The 23,471-nt window shown below is 42.7% G+C and carries 17 protein-coding genes; 10 read left to right on the top strand and 7 right to left on the bottom strand.

Annotated features, from left to right (window positions below; translation table 11 throughout):
• Positions 1-147: 147 nt before the first annotated feature.
• Complete coding sequence (gene seqA / locus AC2VOY_RS10665; RefSeq protein WP_491831333.1) at positions 148-735, bottom strand: replication initiation negative regulator SeqA; 588 nt, start codon at positions 733-735, stop codon at positions 148-150.
• A gap of 337 nt (positions 736-1,072) precedes the next feature.
• Between seqA and AC2VOY_RS10660 the strand changes: the two genes are divergently transcribed.
• From AC2VOY_RS10660 to fur, 4 genes are all read left to right on the top strand, one after another.
• Entirely contained in the window at positions 1,073-1,882 is an 810-nt protein-coding gene (locus tag AC2VOY_RS10660; RefSeq protein WP_491831332.1) for an alpha/beta fold hydrolase, read from the top strand.
• Between the two features lie 110 nt (positions 1,883-1,992).
• Positions 1,993-2,199 (top strand): DUF2788 domain-containing protein, encoded by a 207-nt coding sequence (locus AC2VOY_RS10655; protein ID WP_491831331.1) that lies wholly within the window; start codon positions 1,993-1,995, stop codon positions 2,197-2,199.
• Positions 2,200-2,327: 128 nt separating this feature from the next.
• Positions 2,328-2,855, top strand: coding sequence for a flavodoxin FldA (fldA, locus tag AC2VOY_RS10650; protein ID WP_491831330.1), 528 nt, complete (start codon positions 2,328-2,330; stop codon positions 2,853-2,855).
• A 214-nt stretch (positions 2,856-3,069) separates the two neighbouring features.
• Positions 3,070-3,519, top strand: coding sequence for a ferric iron uptake transcriptional regulator (gene fur / locus AC2VOY_RS10645; protein WP_491831329.1), 450 nt, complete (start codon positions 3,070-3,072; stop codon positions 3,517-3,519).
• A 94-nt stretch (positions 3,520-3,613) separates the two neighbouring features.
• Here the strand turns inward: fur and glnS are convergent, their stop codons facing one another.
• Together glnS and nagE are read right to left on the bottom strand one after the other, a co-directional pair.
• Positions 3,614-5,275 carry a glutamine--tRNA ligase gene (glnS, locus tag AC2VOY_RS10640; RefSeq protein WP_491831328.1) on the bottom strand — a complete coding sequence of 554 codons (1,662 nt, stop codon included), beginning with the start codon at positions 5,273-5,275 and terminating at the stop codon, positions 3,614-3,616.
• Positions 5,276-5,473: 198 nt separating this feature from the next.
• A complete protein-coding gene (gene nagE, locus AC2VOY_RS10635; protein WP_491831326.1) occupies positions 5,474-7,054 on the bottom strand; it encodes an N-acetylglucosamine-specific PTS transporter subunit IIBC in 1,581 nt (526 codons plus the stop codon).
• A gap of 347 nt (positions 7,055-7,401) precedes the next feature.
• Between nagE and nagB the strand changes: the two genes are divergently transcribed.
• From nagB to asnB, 5 genes are all read left to right on the top strand, one after another.
• Positions 7,402-8,202 (top strand): glucosamine-6-phosphate deaminase, encoded by an 801-nt coding sequence (gene nagB, locus AC2VOY_RS10630; protein WP_491831325.1) that lies wholly within the window; start codon positions 7,402-7,404, stop codon positions 8,200-8,202.
• Positions 8,203-8,372: 170 nt separating this feature from the next.
• On the top strand, positions 8,373-9,530 hold the full coding sequence (gene nagA / locus AC2VOY_RS10625; protein WP_491831324.1) for an N-acetylglucosamine-6-phosphate deacetylase: 1,158 nt from the start codon (positions 8,373-8,375) through the stop codon (positions 9,528-9,530).
• A 29-nt stretch (positions 9,531-9,559) separates the two neighbouring features.
• Positions 9,560-10,798, top strand: a complete 1,239-nt coding sequence (locus AC2VOY_RS10620) for an ROK family protein (RefSeq protein ID WP_491831322.1) — start codon at positions 9,560-9,562, stop codon at positions 10,796-10,798.
• A 105-nt stretch (positions 10,799-10,903) separates the two neighbouring features.
• Positions 10,904-12,580 carry a cation:proton antiporter domain-containing protein gene (locus AC2VOY_RS10615; RefSeq protein WP_491831321.1) on the top strand — a complete coding sequence of 559 codons (1,677 nt, stop codon included), beginning with the start codon at positions 10,904-10,906 and terminating at the stop codon, positions 12,578-12,580.
• 224 nt (positions 12,581-12,804) lie between these two features.
• On the top strand, positions 12,805-14,469 hold the full coding sequence (asnB, locus tag AC2VOY_RS10610; RefSeq protein WP_491831320.1) for an asparagine synthase B: 1,665 nt from the start codon (positions 12,805-12,807) through the stop codon (positions 14,467-14,469).
• Between the two features lie 143 nt (positions 14,470-14,612).
• Here asnB and AC2VOY_RS10605 read toward each other — a convergent pair whose 3' ends face one another.
• From AC2VOY_RS10605 to AC2VOY_RS10590, 4 genes are all read right to left on the bottom strand, one after another.
• The gene (locus AC2VOY_RS10605) at positions 14,613-15,977 is read right to left on the bottom strand and encodes an MDR family MFS transporter (RefSeq protein WP_491833078.1); all 1,365 of its coding nucleotides are present in this window, start codon (positions 15,975-15,977) and stop codon (positions 14,613-14,615) included.
• A 173-nt stretch (positions 15,978-16,150) separates the two neighbouring features.
• Positions 16,151-17,134 (bottom strand): glycosyl transferase family protein, encoded by a 984-nt coding sequence (locus tag AC2VOY_RS10600; protein WP_491831319.1) that lies wholly within the window; start codon positions 17,132-17,134, stop codon positions 16,151-16,153.
• 55 nt (positions 17,135-17,189) lie between these two features.
• Positions 17,190-19,151, bottom strand: coding sequence for a DNA topoisomerase III (locus tag AC2VOY_RS10595; protein WP_491833077.1), 1,962 nt, complete (start codon positions 19,149-19,151; stop codon positions 17,190-17,192).
• A gap of 122 nt (positions 19,152-19,273) precedes the next feature.
• Positions 19,274-21,334, bottom strand: coding sequence for an oxidoreductase (locus tag AC2VOY_RS10590; protein WP_491831318.1), 2,061 nt, complete (start codon positions 21,332-21,334; stop codon positions 19,274-19,276).
• Between the two features lie 260 nt (positions 21,335-21,594).
• On the opposite strand from AC2VOY_RS10590, the gene sppA reads away from it, so the two are divergent.
• The gene (gene sppA, locus AC2VOY_RS10585; RefSeq protein ID WP_491831316.1) at positions 21,595-23,463 is read left to right on the top strand and encodes a signal peptide peptidase SppA; all 1,869 of its coding nucleotides are present in this window, start codon (positions 21,595-21,597) and stop codon (positions 23,461-23,463) included.
• Positions 23,464-23,471 lie beyond the last annotated feature (8 nt).

Here is a 23,471-nt window from a genome sequence, read left to right as displayed (position 1 = left end):
TACGTTTTGCGATCTTAGAGCGAGTATTTGTATGTTTTAATTCTTTGTATTTACGTTTCGCTAACCTTTATGAAAACTTCAGCGATAAAGAATTAAATCACTCAAATACAGATTTCAAATACATATTTAAAACCATTGCGCAAATTCCTAGATTGATTTACCGATGCGCTCGGCTAAATCTTGGCTAAAGCCCATACGCTCCATCAATTGCTGCACCATTTGGCGCTTGCGATTGGTGTTGTTATTTGTGATCACCCAAAATGGGGTGTCAGGAATCAAACGCGGCTTAGTCGTTTTACCACTTGCAAGCAAAGTTTCTTTATTATCGGCAAAATAAACACGCGTGCGTCCTTTGACTTGCGCAGCAGTGGCGAAATCTTCACTTGATAATTGATATAAATGGCTTAAAACCAGCATGAAACGATCAATCGCTTTATCTTTTGCTGCAAACTCATCTGAGATCAACAAAGATCGCATCGCTTTGACTTTGTCTTGTGACGATTGCGCAGCAAGCGCAACATTGGCTTCAGCTGTCTCTTGAGGCGCATCATTTTGTGCAGCAGGACTTACCAAAGGAGCAACCTGAGAAACACCAGCGGATAAACTTGGATTCGATAAAGGTGCTTGTTTTTCAATAAGTAAGCGTCTTAAAATATCGGATGCACTTTCACCTATATGCTTAGTTTGGCTGGCAATGTAGCGATAAAGCTCTTCATCTACCTCTATGTTTTTCATTGGCTGTTCTATCTCTGTTTAGTAAATACTTCAGTCTAGTATACATGGTTCTAAGTAAAGACTCTATGATTTCTTGATCTTGCAGATCACCCATTTAGATCAAATAAATACGCTTTATTTTCAAACACTTTGATTTTTATTTAAACAATCTAGATCGCATTGTGATCTGTTTAGGATGTGCCATAGCTAAGGCTTATGAGTGAATACAAATGCTTAGCAAAAGCCTGATTAAAACTAATGCTATAAAAATGATGCTAACACTTTTGTTCTCTGGCATTTATCTTTATGATAGCGAGTCGTATTTACCTTATTTTGTAGCTATCGGTACAGGCTTATTATGCTATCTAAGACTAATCAAATTTTAAATTATAAAGATTCTGGCCCCTTAAATGAGGCGGCGCAATCAAACCAGCCTTTGGTTTTAGTACATGGCTTATTTGGCAGTTTAGATAACTTGGCTGTCTTAGCTCGTCAGTTTGAAAAAAATTACCGTGTGATCCAAGTAGATCTTCGTAATCACGGCCGCAGTTTTCATCATTCACAGATGACTTACACTGAGATGGCAACCGATTTAGCCAACCTGCTTGCACATCTTGAAATCAAGCAAGCTATCTTTATCGGCCATTCTATGGGCGGCAAAGCCGTGATGAAGATGGCAAGTCTTTATCCAGAATCTGTGCATGCGATTGGCGTGCTCGATATGGCGCCGGTTGCCTATCAAGAGCACCGTCACCTTGATGTATTTGAAGCCATTCAAGCTGTCGCAGACGCTAAACCACAAAGCCGCAGTCAAGCGATGAGCATAATGAAAGCGATAGTTGCTGATGATGGCGTCGGCCAATTTCTAGGAAAGTCTTTATATCAAGCAGAAGATGGTTTGGCCTGGCGTTTTAACTACCCAGTCATTATTGAGCATTATTTAGATATTATGGGCTGGCAAGCGATCGCCCCAAACCCAGTGCCTGCGCTTTTTATTAAAGGCAGTGAGTCTGATTATATTCAAACCAGCCACCAAGCGATGATCCGCCAGCAGTTTCCCAATTCACGCGGGCACATAGTGCAAAATGCAGCGCATTGGTTGCATGCAGAAAAGCCTAGCGAAGTCATGCGCGCGCTGCAGGGATTTTTAGATAAGCTAGAGATTTAAGCAAAAGCTAGACATTCTGGCGCCTATCACACCAAAATTTCAAGCAAAGTTTAACTTTAAGCGTTAACAATGGTATAGTTTTGCCCATGATAATGCGATGAGTCTCAATTATGCTCTATGACTATTATGACACCTTAGAAGCAATAGGTTTAGACCTCTTTTTTGCACTGCTTTTTCTCTTGATTGGGCTGGCAATTAAAGATGTTCTCAAACAAGGCAACGTTCCCCCTTTTGGACGTAAAATTGTTTGGTTGGTGCTGTGTCTTGGCTGCATTGGATTTATCGCAAAAGGTGTGATTCAACTGATTTACGCATAAGGTATCCCTCTGATTTTAGATACCTTGAGAAGAAGAGTCTTAATCGCTTAGACGTCTTTGGCTCACTCTGAAACAAATTTTTATTTCTGCAATGCAGAGCAAACCATTAATAATAGGTACGATTAATTATGGCAAGTGTAGGTCTCTTCTTTGGTAGTGACACAGGCAATACTGAAGCTGTTTCTAAAATGATCCAAAAGCAACTTGGCAAGCAAATGGTGCATGTCCAAGATATCGCCAAGAGCAGCAAAGAAGATATTGATAACTTTGATTTACTTCTGATTGGTATCCCAACTTGGTACTATGGTGAGTCTCAATGTGACTGGGATGACTTCTTCCCAGAGTTTGAGAAAATTGACTTCTCAACCAAGCTAGTGGCTATTTTTGGTTGTGGTGACCAAGAAGATTATGCTGAGTATTTTTGTGATGCGATGGGCACAGTACGTGATATCGTTGAAGCAAAAGGCGGCACAATTGTGGGTCACTGGCCAACAGAAGGCTATGAGTTTGAAGCATCAAAAGCGCTTGTAGACGACAATACATTTGTTGGTCTGTGCATTGATGAAGATAGACAACCTGAACTGACTGAAGAGCGTGTTGACGCTTGGGTTAAACAAGTCTACGAAGAAATGTGTCTGGCTGAGCTAGAAGACTAATCTCGAAAATATTTCAAATAATTTCAATCACCTCCTTTAATGGGGGTGTTTTTTTATCCAAGCCTTGTTATGATGGAATGTAACAATTTAGTAAACTTATTAAAGCCTGACCCAAGATAAGGTTTTATCTTCATGGATACTAGCTTATAATAAGTTTTACCAATCGCAAATCATTCGCTAATCCTAGCGTTAGTAACTCGTACAGGGATAATCAATGCCAGATAATAACCAAGCACTAAAAGAAGCAGGCCTAAAAGTAACCTTGCCAAGGTTAAAAATCTTGGAAGTACTCCAACAACCTGACTGCCAACACATTAGTGCTGAAGATCTCTATAAGAAATTAATCGATCTTGGCGAAGAAATTGGACTTGCGACTGTCTACCGTGTGTTAAACCAATTCGATGATGCAGGTATCGTGACCCGCCATCACTTTGAAGGTGGTAAGTCTGTGTTCGAACTCTCTACACAAGAGCACCATGACCACCTTGTTTGCCTAGATTGTGGCGCTGTGATTGAGTTTTCTGATGCGATGATTGAAGAACGTCAGCATCAAATCGCAAAACTTTATAATGTTGAGCTAACCAACCATAGTTTATATCTTTACGGTCGTAGCAAAGATGTCAATTGTAAAGGTGACCCAAGCTTACACAAAAAGCAGTCTTAAGTTTATTGCTTAAATAAAGACAAAAAGCAGATAAATAAAAACCGAAACTCGAGCATTCAAGTTTCGGTTTTTTATTGCTTTAAATTAGCAAAAATTAGTCAGCGATTTTCGCCCATGTATCACGTAAACCAACAGTGCGGTTAAACACAAGTTTCTCTGGCGTAGAGTCTTTTGAATCTAGGCAGAAATAACCCGTACGCTCAAATTGGAAACCTTGCTCAGGGGTTGCATTTGCAAGACTTGGCTCCACATACGCTTTTTTAACCACAAGTGACTCTGGGTTAATGGTTGCTGCAAAGTCATCGGCTGCCGCTGGGTTTGGCACTGTGAACAAGCGATCATACAAACGTACGTCTGCTTCGATGCCCTGCTCTGCGCTGACCCAATGGATCACGCCTTTTACTTTACGACCATCTTCAGGGTTTTTACCTAAAGTTTGTGGATCATAAGTACAGTAAATGCACGTCACTTTGCCACCTGCATCTTTTTCAATGCGCTCAGCTTTGATCACATATGCGCCACGTAAACGAACTTCTTTGCCAAGAACCAAACGCTTGTATTTTTTGTTTGCTTCTTCACGGAAATCATCCGCTTCAATCCAAATTTCACGACTAAATGGTACAGTACGCGTGCCCATTTCAGGTTTGTTTGGATGGTTGCTAACGGTTAGCTCTTCTGTGTCATTGAAGTTTTCAATCACAACTTTCACAGGATCAAGCACTGCCATTGCACGTGGGGCATTTTCATTTAAGTCATCACGGATGCAAGACTCAAGTGAACCAAACTCAATCATGTTCTCTTGCTTGGTAACGCCGATACGTTGGCAAAACTCACGAATAGACGCAGGTGTGAAACCGCGACGACGTAAACCAGAAATAGTTGGCATACGCGGATCATCCCAGCCTTCAACCAGCTTCTCGCTCACCAATTGGCTTAGCTTACGCTTTGACATCACAGTATATTCAAGGTTTAGACGGCTAAACTCATACTGATGTGGGCGTGCTTCGATACTAATGTTTTCAAGTACCCAATCATATAAACGACGGTTATCTTGGAATTCAAGCGTACACAATGAGTGAGTAATGTTTTCCAGCGCATCCGAAATACAGTGGGTAAAATCGTACATCGGATAAATGCACCACTTGTCACCGGTTTGGTGGTGGTGGGCAAAACGCACGCGATATAACACAGGATCGCGCATCACCATAAATGATGACGCCATGTCGATTTTTGCACGTAGACATGCTTTGCCTTCTTCAAAACCGCCATCACGCATTTTTTCAAATAAAGCTAAGTTCTCTTCCACGCTGCGGTTACGATATGGGCTTTCTTTGCCTGGCGCAGTTAAGGTGCCGCGGTATTCGCGGATCTCATCTGGGCTCAGCTCATCCACATAAGCCAAACCTTTTTCAATTAGCTCAACAGCGTAGCCATACAAGGCATCAAAGTAGTTTGATGAATAGCAGATCTCGCCATCCCAATTAAAACCAAGCCATTGCACATCAGCTTTGATTGAATCAACAAATTCAATGTCTTCTTTTTCTGGGTTGGTGTCATCAAAACGTAGGTTACACTGCCCTTGATACTCTTGTGCTAAGCCAAAGTTTAAACAAATAGACTTGGCATGCCCGATGTGCAAGTAGCCGTTTGGCTCTGGCGGAAAACGGGTGTGAACAATGTTGTGTTTACCATCTGCTAGATCTTTATCAATAATTTGACGAATAAAGTGAGATGGACGAGCAGTTGTATCACTCATCAAAAAGTACCTCAAAAATAGGAAAATAAGTTTATATTCTAATATTGTACCTAAATTGACAAGATTTAGTTAGCTTCTATTTCGTTTTGTCTTATCAATTGGCTTATTAATGCCCAAGTATTCACACTTAGCCAAAAAAGGCCAACCACAAGTCAGTGATCAGCCTTTCATTTTTATATTGCTATGCTAGATAATTGCTTATTCTGGCAATTTCACATCAGCTAAGTCATCACCTGCTGGAATTTGCTTAATTTCTCCAGCAATAATCTCTGCTTGTGGGCCTAAAATTACTTGTAGGTTTTTCTCGCCAAGTTTCACCACCCCTTTTGCGCCAAGCTTTTTCAATGCAGCTTCATCAATTAAAGTGCGATCTTTTAAGGTTAAACGCAAACGTGTGATACAAGCATCAATATTTTCAAAGTTTTCAAGTCCACCAAGTGCTTTCGCATATTGACGCGCTTCTTGTAGCGGCTCTTTCGCGACACCTTTCGCATTCTTATTTGCCGCAGCAACTTCTGCCGCGCTTTGATCTTCACGACCAGGTGATTTGAGATTGAAAGTACGAATCGCAAATGTAAAGGTTAAGAAGTAAAGCACAAAGAAGGCCAAACCAACCACAATAATCATCAGCGGCTTAGTTGCCAAACCATAGTTCAATGCAAAGTCAATCATACCGGCAGAGAAACCAAAGCCATGCAGCGCGCCAAGCATGTTAACAATCACAAAAGAAAGACCTGTGAAAATCGCATGAATGAAGTATAAAACCGGCGCAAGGAAGACAAACATGAACTCAATTGGCTCTGTGATACCGGTTAGGAAAGCACAAAATGCAACAGAGAACAATGCCCCACCGACTTGGTGGCGACGCTCAGCTGGCGCAGCTAAGTACATTGCTAGCGCAGCGCCTGGTAAACCAAACATCATGATAGGGAAGAAGCCCGTCATAAAGACGCCCGCACTCTTGTCGCCTGCAAAGAAGCGGTTCAAGTCACCATTTTTCACTACATCTGTCACGCTGTTTACTACAGCTGTGATTTCAGGCGTTACTGAATTAGCAAACTGGAAGGTATGCTCTTGGCCAACGACTAAGGTTTTCGCCAGCGCAGGATCCACACAAAGTTGGCTAATGCCTTCAAATGCGCCAGTGCCAGTTACCATAATTTGCTGACACGTGCCCATACCAAACCAGAAGAAGGAGTTGAATACATGGTGCAAACCAACAGGAATTAAGGCGCGGTTTAAGCTACCAAAGAGGAATTGACCAAAGGCGCCAGCTTGTGAAATGCCATGTGCTAAGTTATCTAAGCCGGTTTGAGCAAAAGGCCAAATGACGCCAAAGACTGCGCCAGCAACCAAAGCAAACAAACCCGCCATAATCGGCACTAAGCGTTTGCCAGAGAAGAAAGCGAGCCATTCAGGTAAACGTGTGTCGCTAAACGCGTTATAGGAGTGGCCGGCAATGATCCCGGCAAAAATACCGCCGAAGAAAGACATATTTACATCAGCGTTAATGGTTTTAGTGGTCGCCGTTAAAACAAAGTAAGCGACAGCCCCAGCAAGACCTGCTGCGCCTGAGCCATCTTTAGATAAACCAATCGCAATCCCTAGACCAAATAAAAGTGGCAAGTTGGCAAAAATTGCATTACCTGCCTCCGCAATAAATGCCACATCGAAAAGATCAGGCTGACCTAAACGTAGTAACAGAGCTGCAACCGGTAAAGTTGCAATCGGTAACATTAGCGCTTTACCGAGTCGCTGCGCATATCCTAAAACATCCATCCTAAATCCTCCTGTGGATTTGATGCTATATTATTATTATCTTTGACCAAAAATCTTTGCCTTATCACGAAAGCCTTCAATTGGATCATAGCTTATGTTATTAACCGAGTATTCTACTCTATTTCATTAAACACATACTTATTTTTAATGTCGAAATATGTATAACTCATTTTCTAATCTTAGTTCACAAAAGATGCTTTTTGTTACTTATTTTTGAGATGTAAAGCACATTTATTGTTAAAACCGATCGTATTGCAAAAAAAATTCGCACAAAAACTAGCCTTGGCATAAAACTTATTTTATTATAAAAAATAACAATTCAATTCCTATAAGTAAAAGGCAAAAAAATGAGACTGATCCCTGTTCAAAATAAACATCAAGTGGGTTGCTGGGCTGCACGTCATATCGTATATCGTATTAACCAATTTGCACCAACAGCCGATAAGCCTTTTGTACTAGGCCTACCAACAGGTAGTACGCCACTTGAAACCTACAAAGAATTAATTCGTTTACATCAAGCTGGTGAAGTCAGCTTTAAGCATGTGATCACTTTCAATATGGATGAGTATGTTGGCTTGCCAGCGGATCACCCTGAGTCTTACCGCACTTTTATGTATCAAAACTTCTTCAACCACGTTGATATCCAAGAAGAAAACATCAACCTTTTAGATGGCACGACAGATGATCATGAAAAAGTCTGCCGTGAATACGAAGAAAAAATGAAAGCGTTAGGCGGCATTGATCTTTTCATGGGCGGTGTGGGTAATGATGGTCATATTGCATTTAATGAACCGGGCTCATCTTTGGCATCACGCACGCGCATTAAAACCCTAACGGAAGATACGCGCATCGCGAATTCACGCTTTTTTGAAGATGATGTGAGTCAAGTGCCTAAATATGCTCTGACTATCGGTGTTGGCACCCTACTTGATGCCAAAGAAGTGTTAATTTTGATCACAGGCCACAATAAAGCGCAAGCCCTGCAAGCGGCTGTTGAAGGTAGTGTGAACCACTTATGGACAGTCACAGCGCTACAACTTCATCCAAAAGCTGTGCTGGTTTGTGACGAACCATCCACCGGTGAGCTAAAAGTGAAAACAGTGAAATACTTCAGTGAGCTTGAAGCGCAAAATATTAAAGGACTATAAAATCTAATTCATATCTTTTATGAATGTATTTTAACCGTGCGTTGTGATAAATATCTTGATGTAAGCATATGAAGTCTTGCACTTAAATGTGAGATAGCTTGAAATATGACGAGTATATTACACCACGCATGGTTATAATACGGATAGATTATAAGAATAAAGGAAAAGACATGTACGCACTCACCAATGGCATTATTTATACCGCGCATGATATTTTAACTGAGCATGCAATTGTCATCCAAGGCACTCAAATCAAAGAAATATTACGCCAAAGCGAGCTTGATCCAACACTGCCAACGAAAGATCTTCAAGGCGCAACGGTAAGCGCAGGGTTCATCGATCTGCAACTCAATGGTTGTGGTGGCGTGATGTTTAATGATGACATTAGTGAGTCGGCGCTTGAGATTATGCATCAAGCCAACCTAAAATCAGGTTGTACGAGCTTTTTACCTACTTTTATTACTGCAAGTGATGCAGACATGCGCCAAGCAATTGAAGTGGCGCGTGCGTATCAAACTAAATACCCAAACCAGTCACTTGGCCTGCACCTTGAAGGACCTTATTTAAACTTAGCTAAAAAAGGCATTCATAACCCTGAATTTGTGCGCACGCCAAACCAAGAAATGATCGACTTATTGTGCGCCAATGCCGATGTGATTGCGAAGGTAACACTTGCACCAGAGAAAAACGACCCACAAACCATCCAAGCCTTAACTCAAGCTGGAATTTTAGTTTCTGCAGGGCATACCAATGCAACCTATCAAGAAGCACGCCAAGGTTTTGCTGCAGGGATTGGTTTTGCGACTCACCTTTTTAATGCCATGAGCCAAATCACAGGCCGCGATCCTGGTATGGTCGGCGCAATTTATGATACGCCTGAAGTTTACACCGGCGTCATTGCTGATGGCTTTCATGTCGATTATGCCAATATCCGTATTGCGCACCGTGTCAAAGCTGACAAACTTGTGCTCGTTACCGATGCAACTGCCCCTGCTGGCGCTGACATTGAATCCTTTAATTTTGTTGGCCAGACGGTTTATTATAAAGATGGCAAATGCATTGATGAAAATGGCACCCTAGGCGGTTCAGCTCTCACTATGCTTGAAGCGGTTGCCAATACTGTACATCATGTTGGTTTACCTCTGCCTGAAGCTATTCGTATGGCATCCCTCTATCCAGCGCGCGCGATTAAACAAGATCACAAGCTTGGACAAATAAAAGCTGGCTATATTGCGAATTTAGCAATATTTACGCCAAGCTCAAATGTAAAAGAGGCTTTTCAACTGCTTGCGGTTGTGGATAATGGGGAATATATTCCTTATACATAAAAATTTAATCAAGCAAGGCAGGGAAAAGCATGACCGATGGGAAAATTGGTAACATTGACTTAGTCAAACAGCTTAATAGTGCTGCGGTTTATCGCCAGATAGACAAACATGGTCCTATTTCTCGTATTCAAGTTGCCGAAGCCAGTCAACTTGCCCCTGCCAGTGTTACCAAAATTACCCGTCAATTGCTTGAACGTGGCCTAATTAAAGAAGTCGCGCATCAAGCCTCAACCGGTGGTCGCCGTGCTATATCACTCACCACTTCGACTCAAAACTTTCACACTATTGCCATTCGCCTTGGTCGTGATGATATTGAAATCGGCCTTTATGATCTAAGTGGCAGCTATTTGCTTGGTGAGCGTCAATCCTTTTTATATCAAGATCAAGCCCAACTGGCGCATGGCTTAGTTGACCATATTCAACGCTTTCTTGATACAAACATTAAAAATATCAATGAATTAATTGCTATCGGTTTGGTGATGCCAGGGCTTATCAACCCCAATACTGGGATTGTTGAGTATATGCCAAATATCCAAGTTTCAGATTGGCCGCTGGCGCAAGAGCTGCAAGCTGCCTTTGATATCAGCGTATTTATTGGTAATGATATTCGTGGCCTTGCTTTAGCTGAGCATTATTTTGGTGCGACGCAAGATTGCCAAGACTCGATTGTTGTGAGTATTTATCGCGGTACAGGCTCTGGGATCATCGTCGATGGCAATGTCTTTTTAGGCCATAAGCAAAACGTGGGGGAGCTCGGTCATATCCAAGTGGATCCGCTAGGCAAGCGTTGCCAGTGTGGCAATTATGGCTGCCTTGAAACCATCGCCACAGAGCCTGCGATGATTGCTTATATCGAAGAACAAATTCAAAACGGCTACCCAACTAGCTTGCACGATGAGCATGAGATCAACATGAAAGTGATTTGTCAGCATGCACAAGATGGCGATCCTTTAGCTCGTAATATGCTCGTCTATGTAGGTGAGCAGATAGGCAAAGTCTTGGCCATGACAGTAAACCTTTTGAACCCGCAAAAAATAGTCATTGCCGGTGATATTATTCTCGCCAAAGAAATCGTCTTTGATGCCATTCATCGCAGTTTAGCGCATCAAGCCTTACATGCTTTTGCCAAAGATTTAAGTCTGACCGAATCCCAGCTCTATACTCAGCCAAGTATTGCTGCATTTGCCCTAATCAAACGTGCCATGCTAAATGGTGAGCTACTCCTAAAATTGCTCAATGAGACCCATGAGACAAATATAAATCTCTGAAACTGATACGAATATCATTTGTGAAGTAGAAGTTTCAGTATAAAATGTCCTTTTCAAGCCAAGGCTTATATCTAAGTTATTGATAAGGATACTTTTAAGGTTAATATGGAATTTCTCACTTTTATTATTGTGGCCTATGCGGCTGGTTTTTTAGCCCAAAAATGCTATTTACCTCCTTTAGTCGGCTTTCTTATTGCCGGCTTCGGACTGGCTAGTGCAGGCTATGCCTCAACGGATCTAATTGAAGGCTTAGCCAATCTTGGGGTCACATTATTACTCTTCACCATAGGTTTAAAACTTGATGTCAGCTCTTTGCTCAAAAAAGAGATTTGGCTCAATGCGAGTATCCATAACCTTGCCACCACCGCATTTTTCACCTTAGCCTTAATTTGCTTTAAATATCTTGGCCTTAGCATGTTTGCAGGTCTTGAAATTTATCAATTAGCCTTACTTGGTTTTGCCTTGTCTTTCTCAAGTACTGTTTTTGCAATCAAGAACTTGCAAGAACACGGCACCATGAATGCCAACTTTGCAAAAATAGCGATTGGTATTTTGGTCATGCAAGACATCATTGCCGTGCTCTTTTTAACTGCATCGACAGGTAAAATCCCACATTGGACGGCAATCTTCTTATTTATCTTGCCTTTTGTACGCCCTATTTTCTATCGCTTATTGGAAAAATCTGGGCATGGCGAAATGCTAGTCTTATATGGCTTTTTTATGGCGCTTGTGATGGGTGCAGGCCTGTTTGAGCTAGTTGGCATGAAACCCGATCTTGGCGCGCTTATCTTAGGCATGCTGCTTGCGGGACATGCAAAATCTTCAGAGCTTTCCAAGGCATTATTTAATATTAAAGAGCTATTTTTAGTCTGCTTTTTCTTAAATATCGGCCTTGCACAACCGCCTCACCTAGACTCCTTTTTAATGGCTTTATTGCTGCTTCTACTCTTGCCATTTAAAACGATTTTGTATTTCTATTGCACCAATTTCTTCCGCTTTCGTGTGCGCACTAGCCTTTTAACTAGCTTAACCTTAACTAACTTTAGTGAGTTTGGCTTAATCGTTGCTGGAATTGCATATAAATATGGTTGGTTACCGGGCGAGCTACTGGCGACTATCGCCTTAACCGTTTCGATGAGTTTTATTCTCGCAGCACCGCTAAATAACTTAGCCAATACGATTTATGAATACATGGCAAAACGCCTCAAAGAACATACAGATGAAAAACTGCATGTGGTTGATCAACGTATTAACCCAGGCAACGCGCAAGTACTTATTTTAGGTATGGGACGTATTGGTACGGGTGCTTATGATGAACTGCGTACCCGCTTTGGTAAAATTTGCCTTGGCATTGAAATGCGTGATGAACTGGTTCATCAACATAAAATTCATGGACGTAACGTGATCCAAGGTGATGCAACTGATTCTGATTTTTGGGCACGTATTTTAGATACCGCCAACGTCAAGCTCGTGCTTTTATCAATGCCGCACAATAAAGCCAACCAAAATGTTATCGATCAACTTCAGTTGCGTGATTATCAGGGCAAAATTGCTGCGATTGCGGAATACCCAGACCAAGTTCAAAGCCTGTGTGAGAATGGCGTCGATGCCGCATATAACATTTATCATGAAGCCGGCGCTGGTTTCGCGCGTCACGTATATGAAGAACTCAAACCTAACTTCTCGCCAATGCAAAGCGGTGAGTGGCAAGCAGGTGAATGGGATCTTGAAACCCAAAGTACACAATCTTCTTTGCTTGAAGAGGTGACGCAAAACAAGTAAACGTGAACAAAAAATCACCATCATTAAAAATTATCTAATAAAAATGCACAAAGGTTAGATTTTATCTATCTTAGTGCGTTTTTTATTAATTAATTCATGTAAGGGCATTGCTTTTTTTGCACAGCGTGGCACATTGGATACATAAGCAAACACAACACTGCTAACACAATACAATAACCACTTGCGCTTGAACCCTTCAAGTGACAAGGGAATAAGGAAATAATATGTGCTCAATTTTTAGTATTTTAGATCTTAAAACAGATGTCGAAACCTTGCGCCCTGTGGCGCTTGAAATGTCCAAAAAACTTCGCCACCGTGGCCCAGACTGGTCAGGTATTTATGCTTCGAAAAATGCTATTTTAGCGCATGAGCGTTTGGCAATTGTAGGTTTAAATTCAGGTGCGCAGCCGCTTTATAGCTCTGATAAAAAACATATCCTAGCGGTTAACGGTGAGATCTATAACCACAAAGAAATTCGCGCACGTTATGCCGACAAATTTGACTTTCAAACCGAATCGGATTGTGAAGTTATCTTAGCCCTTTACCAAGAAATGGGTGAAGATTTGCTTGAAGAGCTAAACGGTATTTTTGCTTTTGTCTTGTATGATGAAGAAAAAGACACTTACCTTGTCGGTCGTGATCACATTGGTATCATCCCACTTTATCAAGGCTATGATGAACACGGTAACTACTACGTCGCATCAGAAATGAAAGCCCTTGTTCCTGTTTGTAAAACAGTCAGCGAATTCCCACCGGGAAGTTTTTATAGCTCAGGCATGGCAGAGCCAAAACGTTATTATGAACGTGATTGGATGGAATACAACGCAGTAAAAGGCAACCTTTCAAGTAAAGAAGAACTGACTGCGGCGCTAGAAGAAGCAGTGAAGCGTCAATTGATGACAGATGTACCTTATGGCGTATTGCTTTCTGGTGGTCTTGATTCTTCTATCACTTCTGCGATTGCAAAACGCTTTGCAGCTAAACGTATCGAAGACGATGAACAGTCACAAGCTTGGTGGCCACAACTGCACTCTTTTGCAATTGGTCTTGAAGGTGCGCCTGATCTAAAAGCTGCGCGTGACGTTGCCGATAAACTTGGCACGGTTCACCATGAAATGACTTATACCGTTCAAGAAGGTTTGGATGCTATCCGTGACGTGATTTATCACATTGAAACTTATGATGTGACCACGATTCGCGCCTCAACACCTATGTTCCTATTGGCGCGTAAGATCAAAGCCATGGGCATTAAGATGGTTCTTTCTGGCGAAGGCGCAGATGAGCTATTTGGTGGTTATCTGTATTTCCATAAAGCACCTGATGCAAAAGAATTCCATGAAGAAACAGTCCGTAAGCTACTTGCTTTAAACATGTTTGACTGTGCGCGTGCAAACAAATCATTGGCAGCTTGGGGCGTTGAAGGCCGCGTACCTTTCCTTGATAAAGAATTTATCGATGTGGCGATGCGTCTTAACCCTGAAGACAAAATGTGTGGCAACGGCAAGATGGAGAAACACATTGTTCGTGAGTGTTTTGAGCATTATCTGCCTGAATCTGTTGCATGGCGTCAAAAAGAGCAATTCTCGGATGGCGTTGGCTATGGCTGGATTGACTCGCTAAAAGAGCAAGCGGAAGAGAAAGTGACAGATCAACAACTTGAAAACGCAAAATTCAAGTTCCCATACAACACGCCAACAACCAAAGAAGGCTATGTGTACCGTGAGATCTTCAGTGAGTTGTTCCCACTAGAAAGCGCTGCGCAATGTGTACCGGGTGGCCCGTCAGTGGCATGTTCATCTGCCAAAGCAATTGAATGGGATGAGTCATTTAAAGATAACGCGGATCCTTCTGGCCGCGCAGTTAAAGCGGTTCACAACGACGCTTACTAAGAAAGACTGATGCATTGATACTCGCTATTGATTATCTTTTAGCGAGTTCTCATGAGTAGAGATACAAAAACACCAACTCAAAGTAAAATCTGAGTTGGTGTTTTTTTATGCTTAATAAATGCCTTAAGACTTCAGCAAATTAATTAAAACTTATAATCATCCAATGATACTCTTGGCGCACGCGCCGCATTGAGAACACATAAAAATGCCACCCCACCTGCAACTAAAAAGCCTGTTTGGAATGCATTGATAATCACATCTTTTGGACCCGTGAGTAAGGTTTCAATGGTCGAAGTCGCATCAAAGCCTGGGATCAATGAATAAGTCAGCGTCCCAAATAAAGCGGTGCCGACAGCTGCGCCCAATGAGCGCCCAAGAGATGCCATCGCAGTAATACGCCCAAGGTTTGCTTTGCCGGCAACAGTTTGAATCAAAATTTGAGTCGATGGCATCACAGTACCAAGACCAAGGCCGCACAACAGCCCCAAGCCGCCGGTTAAAGCTGGTGATGGCGTACTGATGCCAAGTAATACAAAACCGATACTGGTTATGCTCATGCCAACCACAGGGATAGGTTTTGGCACGCCAGTTTTAGCAATTAATTTACCCGTAATATAAGAGCCTGTGATAATCCCAGTGGTTAAAGGCAAGAGTAACAAGCCAGAATAGGCAGCATTAGCGCCAAGACCCAGTTGCAGATAAATTGGCAAGAAAAAGATCATCGCAAATAAGCAAGCTGCAAATAAGAAGGATGAGGTTAACGGCACATGAATTTCACGGCGCTTTAATAACTCAAGCGGCAAAAAAGAAACCGAAGTTTTACGTTGCTGAACGGCCAAAATAAGTGCAAAGCTAAGGCTAATGCCAATCACCCAAAAACTTTCCACAGATTGCCAATCAAACTCATGACCACCTGAAGATAACCAATAAATCATCAAGGTCACGCAAATAGGAAACAGCATTAAGCCCCACCAATCTACTTTACGCGCTTCGCCAGAGAACTTTTTAACCGGCAATCTTCTTAAACGATAAATTGCGTAAGCAGCCAAGGGAATGTTTGCCCAAAATAGCCAAGGCCAAGATAAATGGGTCACGACTAAGCCGCCAATCACAGGGCCAGATACACTTGAAAGCGCAAACAAAGAAGAAAAGTAACCTTGGAAACGAGCACGTTCACGCGGCGGAATAAGCTCACCAATTAAGGCTTGCGAGAGACTCATCAAACCGCCCCCCCCTATGCCTTGAATCACACGTCCAATCACAAGTGTGAGCATAGAGTCTGCCAAGCCTGCAACCGCTGAGCCAATAGAAAAAACCACCAGCGCAAACATCAACATATTACGGCGCCCAAAGCGATCCCCCATCCAGCCATAAATCGGCACTGTGGCAGCGCCGGCAAGCAAATAACCAATGGCTATCCAAGAAGCAGACTGTAGCCCGCCTAAGTCTTTCACTATTGAAGGTGTCGCCGTAGCAAGTAAGGTTTGATCCACCGCAGCCAAAAACATTGGCAAAAAGACAACCGTAAAAATCGCCACAAAATCTTGCTTACTTGGGGATGTCGATTTTGTTTCAGCTGGTGCTGGATTGTGTTCTAAATCAGTATCTTGTGATATGTCCTGTTTGGCTGACATGAAATAACCTTATCTTGAATATATATGTTGGTTGCGCCGCAAAAGTATTAGTTTTGATCACAATACTCCTGCCAATATGTAAGCGCTGTGCCCTGCGCTTGTTCGAGGTCTTGAAGTTGCGCATATAAAATAACTGTCATCGTACTAACAATCACATTAGCAATATGCATTGGCGTTTGTTTTTGCGATGCGAATAAGCGGCTTTGGGATAAATAGGACTCACTTGGCAAGCACAAGTCATCGCGCATTGCCTCAGCAAGATAAAAATCTTCAACCCCTGCATGGGTCGATAGCCAAACGCTTTGGCTCACACTAGGATTAAATTCTGCTTCCCCGTGCTGGCCTTTAAAAGAAACCACTTTCAAGCTCGTGCGATCGACTAATTGATCCACCTGCGCATGCAACTTGCCATAACCTGGATGAAAACTGCCACGTATCCCTAACGTTGCGCGTCCTGGATTGAGTCCTCGCGCCATCGTATTGATTGGCGTGCGCAAGCCATAACGGTTTTTCCAAAGCAGCATTTGTTGCGCTTTTGGCGCGAAAGATTGCAAAGGTAAATATGCAATATTGTTTGTCTCAAGTAATCTTTGTGCATCTTGCATATCACCAGCTTGAGTGATATCAAGATCGGATAGGTAATCCGAAATATGCTGACGCGCACTTTTGTCTATGCCGCCATGAAGCAAAACTTTATAGCCATTATTCGCTAAAATTTTTGCAGCTAAACCATGCCAAGGCGCTTCATCACGCTTACCGGAATAACAAGGCCAATCAATGTCAGCTTTCAATTCTTCTAAGTCTTCTTGGAAGGCCTGAATAAAACCTGCAATTTCAGCTGGCGTTTCTTCATTCACGCGCATCAACATCAGCATCATTGCCATTTGATCATCACCAATTGGCTCGATATCTTGATCTTTATCTTGCAACAAATAAGCGCGCATCACTTCATATGCTTGGGTTTGAGTCAAAGGCTTACGACCTCGAAGGCCACGTCCTAAGCTGCGAATCGATTCTAATATGAGACTCATTTCAATTCCTTGATTTATTCGGTATTTTTATTTATCTGAAGTATTTTTATTTCAGCTATTTTGCCTTACTTGGCCGTCTTTTATATGTTCTTTTCTTTTTAAAACTAGGTTTGACTTGCGGCAAGTTACGCAAACTCATTGGAATATCTTGAGATTGAACTTGCGCCATGAGTTGGCTCACTTGCTCATTTAAATGCTGCATAAAAGGTTGATATGCTTGTTTTTTATCAGCCATATCTTGTAACTGATGCTCCCAATGGGCCGTCATATCAGGAAAACTTGCCAGATCAGGCAAAGCGAGGACGAGTCCGCGGCCGGCTTGCGTGGCGCGCACTTGTTTGCCCTCACGCTTTAATAGCGCACGCTTAAATAAAGTATCTAAAATCCCAGCACGCGTTGCCTCAGTGCCCAAACCATCCGTCTCTCTTAAAATCTTTTTCAAAGACTTATCTTGAACAAAACGCGCAATCCCAGTCATCGCTTGAAGCAAACTGGCTTCATTGAAATAACGTGGCGGCTCAGTTTGCAGGGCTTTAACTTCTCCTTCACGGCAAGTTAATTGCGAACCTTTCTCAATCACAGGTACTTTATCAAACTCTTCTTGATCTTGGGAAGATTTTTCCTGTTTGGCTTTGGATTTTGGCATGATTTCACGCCAACCTGGTTTGATTAACTGCCTTCCTTTTGCGATAAACAAGCCGCCTTGGATCTCAAAGTCTAATTGTGCATGCGCATACACAGCTTTCGGGTAAAACTGATATAAATATTGACGCGCTATCATTTGATAGATTTTACTTTCATCGTCTGAAAGTTGCTGTGGATTTACTTGCCTTGGAGTTGGGATGATCCCATGGTGCGCATCCACCTTACTATCATTCCAAGCGCTTGATTTAAGGCTAAGATTTGCGCCAGAAACTGAACTAGCTAGCTGAGGATCATTATGCTCAATCGCAGCGCTCACCTGTGGCGCTTGCTGTAGATGCTCAAGGGGTAAGTATTGGCAGTCGGATCTTGGATAAGTAATAAGCTTATGTTTTTCATATAAAGCTTGGCAAACATCGAGCACATGTTGGGCGCTCATGCCAAAGGCGCGCGCAGCTTCAATTTGCAGTTTAGATAATGCATACGGTAGCGGCGGTGCTTGTTGGCTTTGTTTTTGCGTCATGGCTTTAACGAGTGCCGCTTGGTTTTGGATTTTCTTGGCGATATGCTCCACCAAAGCTTTATTTAAAACCCGCCCTTCTTCATCTTGATGCGGCTTAATATGCTCAGACGGCTGCCAACGCGCGCGAATATCAAAGCTTTCACCCTGCTGATTTTGATATGGGATCAAGGCATCAAGTTGATAATAATCATGCGGTTTAAAGTTTTCGATTTCAATCTCACGGCGCACCACAAGCCCGAGCACAGGGGTTTGCACCCGCCCAACCGATAACACCCCTTGATAGCCAGCTTTTTGCCCAAGCAAGGTATATGCACGGGTCATATTCATCCCATAAAGCCAGTCAGCGCGTGAGCGCGCGAGCGCAGAAACAGATAAAGGAATAAAGTCTTGATTGGAGCGCATCGCGGAAAGCGAGCGTTTAACTGCGGCAAAGTTTAAATCGCTGATCAGCAAACGTTGAATTTTCGCTTGCATGGTTTTGGATACTTTTAAATGATGGATCACTTCATCAACCAAAAGTTGGCCTTCACGGTCTGGATCCCCAGCATGGATAATTTGCGCCGGTTTTTGCTTGAGTAAAGTTTTGATCACATTAAGCTGAGACTTGGCGCTCGCCCTTGGCCTAAGCTGCCAAGTATCTGGGATAATAGGTAAGTCTTGCATCTGCCATTTTTTATACCGCGGATCATAAGCATCCGGCTCAACTTGTTCAAGCAAATGGCCAATACACCAAGTCACCACATCGCCATTGGCAGCTTGGATATAGCCGTTTTGTTTTTGGTGTGGTTTTGGCAAAGCCGCGGCAATCGCTCGCCCAAGGCTTGGTTTTTCAGCAATAAATAAACGCGCTATAGACATGAGTTAAACTTCAAGTGATCATCAAAACTTAAAGTTTAACTCATTTGGCTAAAAAATGAAGTCAAAAACTGTAAATATATACAGTTAAAAAGTATCAAGAAATTGATAATAAAGGATTAAGATGAGAGTTTATAAGCAAGTTCAAAACCTTGCCGAATCGCCCTTGCTGCATCGAGTTCACCTGCTTTATCAGCGCCGCCAATAACATAAACTTTATCCTGCCAAGCCTGTGAAATGCCTTTAGATTCATCTTGCCAAATCTCTTGTGCAAAACGCACTGACTCTTGACCGGCGCATAAAATAATCTGGTCCACATCAAGTAAGATGGACTCGCCATTGCGCGTAATATGCAAGCCTTGTTCATCGATTTTTTGATAGTTCACTTCATCCCACAAATGAACCCCACGTTGTTGCAAGGTTTTACGATGGATCCAGCCTGTGGTTTTGCCCGGTCCTTTGCCAACCGGCCCTTTTTTGCGTTGCAGCAGCCAAATTTGTGGCGATTGGGCTTGTAATTTTGCCTGCTTTTGCTCGGCTAAGGTATCACGCGCGATGACTCCTCCTGCCTGCATCAAGCTCGTATCAACGCCCCATTCATCTAGCCAATTTTGCAAATTCTGGGCATATTTTTCACTCAGCATGCTAGCTATATCCACGCCTATCCCACCTGCACCAATAATCGCCACCTTGCTTCCTAAAGCTGGTTTTTGATGAATAAAACTTTGATAATCAATTACCTTGGGTGATTCTGCGCCTTCAATTGCAACTTTCCTTGGCTGTACGCCAGAGGCAACCACTACCTTGTCAAAAGCTGATAAGGTTTGCCAATCTGCCGCTTCAGCTAATTTGAGCTCAACCTGATACATATCTAATTGATGTTTGAAATAACGTATGGTTTCACGAAACTCTTCTTTGCCAGGAATTTGCATCGCTAAACGAAACTGCCCGCCCACCTCATTGTTTTTTTCAAATAAGGTCACTTGATGTCCAAGGCGCGCAGCAGTGGTGGCAAAACTAAGCCCTGCTGGCCCTGCGCCAACTACAGCTATGTTATATACCTGCTTGGCATGAGTAAGTGTCCACTTCATTTCTTGCGCTGCCATAGGATTAACCAAACAACTCGCATGCTTGCCTTGAAACACTCTATCTAAGCAAGCTTGGTTACAGGCAATACAAGTATTAATTTGCTCGGGCGTGCCTGCAGCAGTTTTCGCCACAAATTCTGGATCAGCTAAAAATGGCCGCGCCATCGACACCATATCCGCTTGCTGGCTTGCTAAAATTTGCTCAGCCACATCAGGATGATTGATTCGGTTGCAGGCAATTAAAGGAATCGAAACTTGATGTTTGAGCTTTTGCGTCACCCAAGCAAAGGCGCCACGTGGCACTTGAGTGGCTATGGTTGGAATACGTGATTCATGCCAACCTATCCCAGTGTTGAGTAGACTGACGCCTGCTTTTTCCAAAGCCTTGGCTAAAGTTAAAACTTCCTCATATGTGCTGCCTTGCTCGACAAGATCAAGCATAGATAAGCGAAAAATAATAATAAATTTATGCCCAAGGGCGGCGCGCATTTGGCGCACGATTTCAAGCGCAAAACGAATTCGGTTTTCATAACACCCACCCCATTCATCCTCTCGCATATTGGTGCGCTGACAGATAAACTGATTAATTAAATAACCTTCTGATCCCATGATCTCAACGCCATCATAACCAGCATCTTTGGCAAGCTTGGCGGAATGAACAAAATCGGCAATGGTTTGTTTGATTTGGCGTGGGCTCATTGCAAACGGCGTAAATTTATTGATTGGCGCTTTGGCTGCGCTCGCACTTTGCAGTAAAGGATGCATGGCATAACGCCCAGCATGCAAGAGTTGCAGCACAATTTTGGTCGGATATTGATGCACGGCTTGGGTCACAACACGGTGCTTTTTAACATGCCAACTATGACTAAATTGAGCGCTTAAAGGATGCAAGCGACCTCGAAAATTAGGCGCAAAGCCTCCAGTTACGATGAGCCCAACACCGGCTTTCGCTCTTTGCTCATAAAATGCAGCAAGTTGTTTGAGTTCGCCTTTTTCCTCTTCAAGGCCAGTATGCATTGACCCCATCAAGACGCGATTTTGTAACTTGGTAAACCCAAGATCTAGCGGTGCTAACAGATGCTCATAGTTCATCGCCTGCGTATCCTTGCATGACTTATTGGTCTGACCAGACTAAAGCGCACTTAAAACTAGGTCAATTTTCATTCAAATAATTGCAAACTGCTTCAAGATTCGGAAAATTAATTTCAAATATTGTCAAATCCAAGTTGCGATGATTAAAATAAGTGCTTGTGTCTAAGTCTTTATTTTTAATCATTAACGCACTCATTTACCAAGTTATTAGTATAGAATTAGTAAATAACTAAAATCACTCTCAATTTTTGGGTAAACATATGAAAAAGTTTTTTCACTACATCGGGCGCTTTTTAAAAGGGATATGGAATATCGTCACCTTTTTACGTATGGCGGTTTTTAATCTTTTATTTTTAGTCTTACTTGCTGCTTTTGCGATCGGGTATTTTCTTGATAATCAAGAACCAAGCATGCCAATGACGCCAAAACCACAAGCATTAGTGCTGAATATTAATGGCCCAATTGTTGAGCAAACTCAAGAAGTCGATGCCTTTAGTGCTGTCTCTGAAAGCCTATCTGGACAAGAGCAGCCAAAAGAAACCAAGCTTTATGATCTCGTGCAAACCATACGCACTGCGGCCAATGATGAAAGTATTACCGGCCTCGTATTAAAGCTTGGTGAAATGCCAGAAACTAGCCTTACTAAGCTAAAATATATTGCCAAAGCGATACAAGAGTTTAAGCAAGCCGATAAACCAGTTTATGCGCAAGGTGATTTTTATAATCAAAGTCAATATTACCTTGCAAGCAACGCAGACCAAATATTCTTAGCGCCAGATGGCGGCGTGCTGCTCAAGGGTTATCAAGCTTATGGTTTATATTATAAAGACTTACTCGATAACCTAGATTTATCCACGCATATTTTCCGCGTTGGCACCTACAAATCTGCGGTTGAGCCTTTTATCCGCAATGACATGTCTCCTGCTGCGCGAGAAGCAACGCTTGCTTGGATCAATCAGATGTGGGATAGCTATGTGGATGACATTGCAAAAAATCGCAACATCGATGCGCAGCGCTTAAAGCCAAGCGAAGATGAACTCTTAGGGCTTTTAAGCAAACATCACGGCGATCTCGCGCAAGTCGCGCTTGAGTTAAAGTTGGTTGATAAACTCGCTTCTCGTCAAGAAGTGAACCAAGAACTAATCAAGGCCTTTGGTCAAACTGAAAAAGGCGAACTGCAAGCGATTGGCTATCAAGCTTATCAAGCACGTACGGCGCCAAGCTTGCAAAATCAAGGCAATATTGCGGTGATTGTCGCGCGTGGCACCATTTTAGATGGTGAACAGCCAATTGGCCGCGTCGGAGGCGATTCAACTTCCGCCCTGCTTAAGCGTGCACGTTTAAATCCACAAGTCAAAGCTGTGATTTTACGTGTCGATAGCCCTGGAGGCAGCGCCTTTGCATCCGAGGTGATCCGCAATGAAATTCAAGCAATCAAGGCTGCGGGCAAACCTGTTGTTGTTTCCATGTCTAGCCTTGCCGCATCGGGCGGTTATTGGATCTCGATGGACGCAGATAAAATCATTGCTTCGCCAAATACGATTACAGGTTCAATCGGCATTTTTGGCGTGATCACCACAGCCGAAAACATCTTAAATGATATTGGCGTACATACCGATGGCGTAGGCACGAGCCCATTTTCCAAAGATGGCTTTACCACTGGCCTTTCTGATGGCGCAAAACAAGCGATGCAACTTGGCATTGAGCATGGCTATCAAAGATTTATTGGATCTGTTGCCAACGCTCGTGGCATGAGCCCAGAAGAAGTTGACAAGATAGCTCAAGGACGCGTTTGGACTGGCCGTGATGCCAAACAAAGAGGCCTCGTTGATGAACTGGGCGACTTTGATACTGCAATTGTAGAAGCGGCTAAACTTGCCAAGTTGGATAACTATCAGCTGAATTGGGTGACTAAAGAGCTCACGCCAACCCAAGAGTTAGTTAAAGAAGTGTTTGGTTCTATGGATGCATATTTCAATACCCAAACCAAAGCAAAAGTCATGGCTCTGCTGCCTAGCGCAATAAAGCCTATGGCTATGCAACTTGATGCGCAAGCTAATTTACTTGAAAGCTTAAATGATCCAAAAGGACAGTATGCTTTTTGCTTGGTTTGCCAAATAGATAACTAGTCTTGAAA

The sequence above is a fragment of the Vibrio sp. KMM 9700 genome, assembly GCF_058545285.1.
This window is presented reverse-complemented; position numbering and strand designations above follow the sequence as displayed.

Bases quoted from the DNA above. Each gene is read 5' to 3' on its own strand.
- seqA (WP_491831333.1), bottom strand. From the start codon at position 735: ATGAAAAACATAGAGGTAGATGAAGAGCTTTATCGCTACATTGCCAGC.
- AC2VOY_RS10660 (WP_491831332.1), top strand. From the start codon at position 1,073: ATGCTATCTAAGACTAATCAAATTTTAAATTATAAAGATTCTGGCCCC.
- AC2VOY_RS10655 (WP_491831331.1), top strand. From the start codon at position 1,993: ATGCTCTATGACTATTATGACACCTTAGAAGCAATAGGTTTAGACCTC.
- fldA (WP_491831330.1), top strand. From the start codon at position 2,328: ATGGCAAGTGTAGGTCTCTTCTTTGGTAGTGACACAGGCAATACTGAA.
- fur (WP_491831329.1), top strand. From the start codon at position 3,070: ATGCCAGATAATAACCAAGCACTAAAAGAAGCAGGCCTAAAAGTAACC.
- glnS (WP_491831328.1), bottom strand. From the start codon at position 5,275: ATGAGTGATACAACTGCTCGTCCATCTCACTTTATTCGTCAAATTATT.
- nagE (WP_491831326.1), bottom strand. From the start codon at position 7,054: ATGGATGTTTTAGGATATGCGCAGCGACTCGGTAAAGCGCTAATGTTA.
- nagB (WP_491831325.1), top strand. From the start codon at position 7,402: ATGAGACTGATCCCTGTTCAAAATAAACATCAAGTGGGTTGCTGGGCT.
- nagA (WP_491831324.1), top strand. From the start codon at position 8,373: ATGTACGCACTCACCAATGGCATTATTTATACCGCGCATGATATTTTA.
- AC2VOY_RS10620 (WP_491831322.1), top strand. From the start codon at position 9,560: ATGACCGATGGGAAAATTGGTAACATTGACTTAGTCAAACAGCTTAAT.
- AC2VOY_RS10615 (WP_491831321.1), top strand. From the start codon at position 10,904: ATGGAATTTCTCACTTTTATTATTGTGGCCTATGCGGCTGGTTTTTTA.
- asnB (WP_491831320.1), top strand. From the start codon at position 12,805: ATGTGCTCAATTTTTAGTATTTTAGATCTTAAAACAGATGTCGAAACC.
- AC2VOY_RS10605 (WP_491833078.1), bottom strand. From the start codon at position 15,977: ATGTTTTTGGCTGCGGTGGATCAAACCTTACTTGCTACGGCGACACCT.
- AC2VOY_RS10600 (WP_491831319.1), bottom strand. From the start codon at position 17,134: ATGAGTCTCATATTAGAATCGATTCGCAGCTTAGGACGTGGCCTTCGA.
- AC2VOY_RS10590 (WP_491831318.1), bottom strand. From the start codon at position 21,334: ATGAACTATGAGCATCTGTTAGCACCGCTAGATCTTGGGTTTACCAAG.
- sppA (WP_491831316.1), top strand. From the start codon at position 21,595: ATGAAAAAGTTTTTTCACTACATCGGGCGCTTTTTAAAAGGGATATGG.